At 65.6% G+C, this 6,656-nt stretch carries 5 protein-coding genes; 2 read left to right on the plus strand and 3 right to left on the minus strand.

The annotated features are described in order from the left end of the window. Positions 1 to 22: 22 nt before the first annotated feature. Both IAE40_RS09965 and IAE40_RS09970 read right to left on the minus strand, forming a co-directional pair. Positions 23 to 799 (minus strand): response regulator transcription factor, encoded by a 777-nt coding sequence (locus IAE40_RS09965; protein ID WP_153774065.1) that lies wholly within the window; start codon positions 797 to 799, stop codon positions 23 to 25. Positions 800 to 921: 122 nt separating this feature from the next. Beyond that, positions 922 to 1,392, minus strand: coding sequence for an A24 family peptidase (locus IAE40_RS09970; protein ID WP_054895204.1), 471 nt, complete (start codon positions 1,390 to 1,392; stop codon positions 922 to 924). A 76-nt stretch (positions 1,393 to 1,468) separates the two neighbouring features. Between IAE40_RS09970 and IAE40_RS09975 the strand changes: the two genes are divergently transcribed. Together IAE40_RS09975 and IAE40_RS09980 are read left to right on the plus strand one after the other, a co-directional pair. Beyond that, entirely contained in the window at positions 1,469 to 1,912 is a 444-nt protein-coding gene (locus IAE40_RS09975; protein WP_200603108.1) for a TadE/TadG family type IV pilus assembly protein, read from the plus strand. Beyond that, entirely contained in the window at positions 1,909 to 4,548 is a 2,640-nt protein-coding gene (locus tag IAE40_RS09980) for a PAS domain-containing sensor histidine kinase (protein ID WP_200603109.1), read from the plus strand. The genes IAE40_RS09975 and IAE40_RS09980 overlap by 4 nt, the downstream gene beginning before the upstream one ends. On the opposite strand, the gene IAE40_RS09985 is transcribed toward IAE40_RS09980, so the two are convergent. Beyond that, entirely contained in the window at positions 4,533 to 6,497 is a 1,965-nt protein-coding gene (locus IAE40_RS09985; protein ID WP_325167272.1) for a pilus assembly protein TadG-related protein, read from the minus strand. The two genes, IAE40_RS09980 and IAE40_RS09985, sit on opposite strands and share 16 nt — an antisense overlap. Positions 6,498 to 6,656 lie beyond the last annotated feature (159 nt).

The following is a 6,656-nucleotide window of genomic DNA, read 5'->3' on the forward strand; positions in this document are numbered from 1 at the left end:
CGCCGAACCGCCGCTCCTGCACCTAGTGGGTAGTGAACCGCTGATGCACAGGCGAGGCGCGCGGCGTCAGAGCCAGGGCCAACTGGGTGCGGTTGTGCATGTGTGTCAGGCGCAGCACCTGCGACACATAGAGTTTTACCGTGTTCTCGGTGATCCCCAGCTCACAGGCAATCTGGTAGTTGGTCTTGCCCTTGCTGACCAGCTTGGCCACTTCGAGTTGGCGCGGCGAGAGCTTTTCGAACACCGGTGGCAGTTCGTTCTCGAGTTCTTCCCCGTCACCGGCCCGGCGATGGGCACCCTGGCCACGGGCCTTTTCCAGGTCGTGGTAGAGGTCGTCGATGGATTCGGCCAGCTCCTGCAGGCGCTGGTTCAGGCTACCCAGCTCGCGGAAGTTGCGGCGCCGCTCCATCAGCGCTGCTTCCTGGCGGCGCAGGCCTTCGAGCAGCTCTGCCAGGTCCATGGGCTTCTGGTAGTAATCGGAAAACCCTTCGCGCAGCGCGCGAATGACATCCTGCTTGTCAGCGCGGCCGGTCAGCATGATCGCCTCGAACAGCCGTTGCTGCCCGGCGATGTCCTTCAGCGCGCGCATCAACGCGATGCCGTCCTGTTCGGGCATGTGCAGGTCGCACAGCACCAGGCCAATGGACTCGTCCGCGCCGTAGCGCTCGATGGCCTGCGCCGTGGAGTGCGCCGGCACACAGTGGTAGCCCGCGCTTTCGAGATATTCGCAAAGCTCTTCGACGATCAACGGCTGATCGTCCACAACCAGTACTTTCACCTCACTAGCAGACTTGTTCACGTTCAACTCCCTGTTGGTACGGGCCCCGCTCCGTTGGCCAGACAGCCTGGCCCTTAAGAAAAGTAGTCGCACTTTGAAATTATGTACAAGGTCTATACACGCGGATTCGACCCACTGGTCATTCATTGGATCCAGACGGCGGTCAGGAGAAACCCGGCCAGCACGTAGGGTGCGAACGGTTGTTTGTCGCCCACCTGCTCGGCCAGGCGCTGCAGGCGCTTCTTAACCTTGGGGTTGGCCAGGGTCCACAGGCGGCGTCGGCCAAGCATCCACACCAGCACTGTCACGCCTGCGCCGATGAAGGTGCCGAGCACGTACTGGTGGCTGGTGGCCAGGGCCAGGGCGCCGAGCAGTTTCACATCGCCGGCGCCGAAGCGGCCGAGCATGTAGCCGGGAAGGGTCAGCAGCATAACGATGGCCAAGGCCCAGCCCGCATCGCTGGCATCGGCACCTATCCAGCTGTGCCCGGTGGCGAACAGCCAGGCCAGGGCGCAGGCGGCGACACCCAGGGTCAGGGTGTTGGAGATCTGCCGTTCACGGACATCTTGTTCGGTGCACAAGGCAAGCCACATCAGGAGAACAATGCTTTGCATTGGCAATTGGCCATCCCTATTCGTTGAACGGGTTCTATGCTGTCACTCAGGACTTCTAGTCAGGGTAGACGTGAACATGCGAGCAAGCTTGGCAGTACGGCAAAAAGGCGCGGCAGCCATCGAGTTTGTCGCAGTCTTCATGATCTTTTTCGCGGTGTTCTACGGATTGGTCAGCTACAGCCTGCCGATGCTCATGCTGCAGTCGTTCAACCAGGCCAGCAGCGAGGCGGTGCGGCGCTGCGTGGCGCTGGACCCGAACAGCGCCACCTATGCCAACGATGTCCAGAACCTGGCACGCCAGGTGATCGCCCAGCAACTGAGCTGGATGCCCGCTGCGCTGGACTTTCAGCCCGCCACCGATGCACGGATCGTACTGGCTCCCGGCAACCTGCTGACCGTGACCATCGACTACCCGAAAAACAAACTGACCAATGTCATGCCGGTGCTGGTGCTGCCGTTGATCGGCGAAGTGCCGCGGCTGCCCCAGCGCTTGCAGGCCCAAGCGAGCCTGCAACTGTGAGCGGCGTTTTCGATCGCTGGTTGGGTGGCCAGACATCGGTGGCCGAGGCGCCGTTGGCGGTCGGTCTTCAGGTGTGGCTCGACGAGCAGGGTGAGGTGCTGCGCTTGTCTGGCCCGCTGCGTACCCTGTTGGCCATGCCGCCCCAGCATGCCAGACGGGTGCAGGATTACCTGCAGCACCATAGCTGGCTGGTGCTCGAAGGTGATCCCGCCGATTGGCAGGGACAGCCGCTGGATCTGGATTTTCGTACCGTGCACGGGCAGGCACTGCACACCCGTGGCTGGCTGCAACGTCAGGCCGAGGGCTGGCTGCTGCAGTTGTTCGATATCGGCGACCTGGTGCGCGCGCACGACCACGAGGGGCAGCGCTTGAGCCTGCAGCGCCTGGCTGGCGACATCGGCCGAGCGGTACGCGACTGCGGCGAGGAGCGCCTGGCGCAGGTGACCGGCGAGCAGTTGCAGCGCCTGGTCGAGTACTGGCAGGCCGATTCGGTGCGGCTGATGCTGCTGGAGGCCGGCGTCTGGCGCAGCCATGCCGACAGTGGCGACGACTGGCCCTGGGCCGATGACGGGCAACTGCGGCCGTGGCTTGAAAAGTATGCGCTACGGGGCGAGCTCGATGCGTGCGAGCGTTACGAATTGCAGGTCTTGTGCGGCGGCTTGCCGGTGTCGCTGCTGCCCTATCGGCTGGGGCCGGACATCCAGGCCTGTCTGCTGTGCGTGGCGAGCGGGTCGCCGCCTGTGCACGAGCCGGGAGAGCGGCTCTTGCAGGCGTTGCTGGACCCGTTGCTGGCGCGCCTTCGACAGCGCCAGTTGCAGCGCAGCGACCAGCATCTCGAGGCGCTGCAGCGGCAGTTGGGCGCCGGTTGGTGGGAGTGGCCACTGCAGGGGCCGCTGCAGTTGGACCCAGCGTTGGCGGCCAGTTTCGACCTGCCGCGTGAAATCACCGTCGAGCAATGGCTGGCGCGAGTGCACCCGGCGGATCGCGAGGCCGCGCAGCTGGCGCTCGAGCAACTGCGTGAAGGCCGTGCCCTGAGCCTCAGCCTGCGCCTGCACGAGCACGCCCCGCAGATCAGTCCGCGTTGGCTGCACTGGGTGGGGCAAATGCAGGGGCGCCAGGTCCGCGGCTTTCTGCTCGACATCAGTGCGCTCAAGGCTCAGGAACTGCAGGCTGGCGCCGCCCGTGCACGGCTGGAGAACCTGATCGCCAGCTCGCCGGCCGTGATCTATATCCAGCGCTATGCCGAGGGTGCGCTGCACAGCGAGTTCTTCAGCGCCAGCCTGGCCCCGATGCTGGGCTGGCACAGCGACAGCGAACAGGCTCGTCAGCCGGGGCTGGCAGTGCACCCTGACGACCGCAGCCTGTGGCTGGAGCGCACGCGCACACTGCTGCGCGATGGCCAGGCGCGCTGCCGCTACCGCCTGCGCGACCAGTCGGGTGGCTATCACTGGGTACTCGATGAAGCCCGTCTGCTGCGCGACGACCTCGGCCAGCCCGTGGAGGTGGTCGGGCTGTGGCTGGACGTCAGTGAGGCGACCGAGGCTGCTGAGCGCGTGCGCCACAGCGAGGAGCGTTATCGAGTGCTGGTGGAGGATTCGCCGGCGATGATCTGCCGCTATCGTCCCGATCTCGAACTCCTGTTCGGTAACCGTCCGCTGGCTGACCACCTGGAGTGTGCGCCGGAGCAGCTTGCCGGCATGAACCTTGGCCAGTGGATGTCCGACGCGCAACGCAGTGCGTTCCAGCAGCGCCTGGCAACGCTGACCCCGGAGCAGCCCTTGAGCAGCGCGGAGATCTGCCTGCAACTGCCGGGGCGGGAAAACGCCTGGTGGGTGTGGGCTGACCGCGGCCTGTTCGACGCGCAGGGGCGGCTTCTGGAAATCCAGGCGGTCGGGCGTGACAACACCGAGGTGCGACGCAGCCAGCGCCAGTTGTTGCAGGGCGCGAAGATGGCGACGCTCGGTGAGCTGGCGACCGGGCTGGTGCATGAGATCAATCAGCCGCTGAACGTGATGCGCATGGCCGTGGCCAATACCTTGAAGCGTCTGGAGAACGGCGCGGCGGATACCGATTACCTGACCGACAAGCTGCACCGCATCGAGGCCCAGGTAGAGCGGGCGGCGCGGCTGGTGGAGCACATGCGCGTTTATGGCCGTCGCTCTGAACCGGAGCGTCAGGCATTCGTGGCCTGGGACGCGGTGGAAGGTGCGGCCGCGTTGCTGGCCGAGGGGCTTCGGGGCAAGGGTGTGGCCTTGCATATCGTGGCGCCCGAGTCGGCGTTGACGGTACTGGGGCATCAGGACCAGCTCGAGCAGGTGTTGATCAACCTGACGATCAATGCCCGCGACGCGTTGCTCGAACGCCAACCCCTGGCACCGGCCATCCGGGTCAGCCAGCAGCGGGTCGAGGGTCGCGTCTGCCTGCAGGTCGAGGACAACGCGGGTGGCATCGATCCGCGCCTGCTCGGGCGCATCTTCGAGCCGTTCTTCACCACCAAGCCCGCGGGTGTCGGCACGGGGCTGGGGCTGTCGGTGAGCCATGGCATCGTCGAGGCCATGGGCGGCAGCCTCGAGGTACTCAACGGCCCGGACGGCGCGTGCTTCTGCATACTGCTGCCGCTCTACAGTGCCAGTTGAGCGCGGCCTGTCGAGCAACTGAGGTTGGCGCCGACTTCGGCGTTGACCAGGTCGATGCCCAGCACTTTCAGCAGCACGTTCAGCAAGGGGTCGAGCAGCGGGCTGAGCAGACCTTTGATCAGCGGCTCGAGTATCGCCTTGACGCCATCGAGCACCCCACCCACGAGCACCAGCACCTGGCCCAGGCCGCTGTTGTTGGCGGTCGGCCGGTAGGCCTCCAACTGAATGCCCTGCAGGGTGTCGCTGAGGCTGCCGACCACGTTGTCGTTGGCGCTTCTCATGGGTAGAAAGGCAGGTTTGAGACCGATGTTCGGCGGTACGCTGTCGGGGGCCTGGAAGGTCAGCGCGCGCTCCTGGGCACCGCTGCCCAGCACCTTGCTGTCCACCCGCAGGCCGATGCCGCCGCCGACGAAGGGGATGCGCTCCTCGCACTGTCCGAGCGGCAGGATCAACAGCCGGGTGCAGCGCTTGGTGCCGATGTCGATCAGGGGCAACGCCTTCACCGCAGTGGTGCCGTTGGTGAAGAACTCATCCGGTGAGGCGAACTGGCCTACCGCGATCTTGACCGCCGAGCTCTGGTTGCGGGTGGTCAGGCGCTTGGGTGAGCAACTGAAGGTATCGGGGGCTGCAGGATTGAGGCGGGTGCTGGCTTCGGCGACTTCCAGGCCGATGTCCAGGTGCAGCTTGCCGGGCACCAGGACGATATCGCTGACCGTACAGGGCACGCCGAGCAGGCAGAGCACCGATTGCACGGTGGCGGCGAGGTTCAGGCTGAGCAGGTTGTTGATCACGTTGGTCAGCGGCGCGGCGAGGTCGAGCACGGCGTTGACCAGGCCGAAGATGCCATCGAGCAAGGGCAGGTCGAGGGAGATCATCGCCCGCACCTGGGCAGTGTGCACACGCAGTTCGTCGGTACGCGGGTCGCCGACCGAGGAGATCTGCTGCGGCTCGATGACCTTCAGGCGAACTCGTCCGTTGACCAGGCCGAGCACGTTGAGCGGCAGGTCGACGTTGGCGGCGCTTTCGCTGGCGGCCAGCTGGATCACCCCTTGCACCAGTTGCAGCAACTGGATGCTGGCATCCAGGCCAGCCTGGGCGGTGCCGTTCTGGATGTCGAGGATATCGCCCAGGCGCACCAGCGTGCCGTTGCCGGCCCCCAGGGCGACCTTGCCCAGGTTGGTCACCACCTCCAGCGCCGCACCGCTTTGTTGCAACACCTTGACCGCCGCCTGCAGCAGTTGGGTGGCGGTGGCGTTGGCGTTGAGCAACTGCTTGTAGTCGCCGACCGTGAGGTTGAGATCGACTGCCAGTTGATCGAGATAGCTGAGCAACTTGATGTCGGTGGCGGCGATGCCTTTCCAGCCGGCGAGGTCCAACTGCACACCACCACCGAGGGCGCCGAGCAGGGCGTTGAGCAGTACCGACTGGCGCGAATCGACCGTGGCCAGGGTGGTGCGGATGCTAAGCATCGCCTGCGGCGGCAGTGGCGCGGAGGCGACAGCGTGGGCCTGCAAGGTTGTGGTCAGCGGCACGCCGTTGCCCTGGACCAGGGCATACACCCCCGCCGCGACGCTGGTGGTGACGGTGTTGCTGACATCGACCCGGATCGCTTCGTTGCGGTTGTCGTCACGGGTAAAGCTGCGCAGGCTGTTGGCGCCGGTCTGCACGTAGCCGCAACTGGCCTGCAGCGGGTTGCCGGGGGCGTGCCCGTTGCGGGTGGCGGCATTGCGGGCGATGGCATTGGCCTGTGGGCCGGTGCCGATGCACACGGCGAACTGCCCGGCGGCTTCCAGCGCAGCCATGTCGGCGATGCGCTGCAGCTTGCGTTGTTCGAGGTAGAGCCGCCCACTGTCGATTGCCAGCAACAGGAACAGCAGGGCCATACCGAGGGTGATCACGGCCATCAGGCCGATCGCGCCGCGTTGGCGCGCAGCGGAAGAGGAAACCACGGGCACTCCTTTGCAGGCCGAAGGCCAGGCATCGCGGCTGCGGTCAAAGGAGTGTAGTCAGGATGATGGCATCTTGCCTCTTCTCAGCCTTCACGCCACCTGGTTGTAGGAGCGGGCTTGCCCGCGAAAAAAACACCGCGCTGCCTGGCACGGGCTACG

The sequence above is a fragment of the Pseudomonas sp. S44 genome (assembly GCF_016624805.1).
Classification (GTDB): Bacteria; Pseudomonadota; Gammaproteobacteria; order Pseudomonadales; family Pseudomonadaceae; genus Aquipseudomonas; species Aquipseudomonas machongensis.

Excerpts from the sequence above, each read along its gene's own strand:
- IAE40_RS09970 (WP_054895204.1), bottom strand. The coding sequence starts at position 1,392 with ATGCAAAGCATTGTTCTCCTGATGTGGCTTGCCTTGTGCACCGAACAA.
- IAE40_RS09975 (WP_200603108.1), top strand. The coding sequence starts at position 1,469 with ATGCGAGCAAGCTTGGCAGTACGGCAAAAAGGCGCGGCAGCCATCGAG.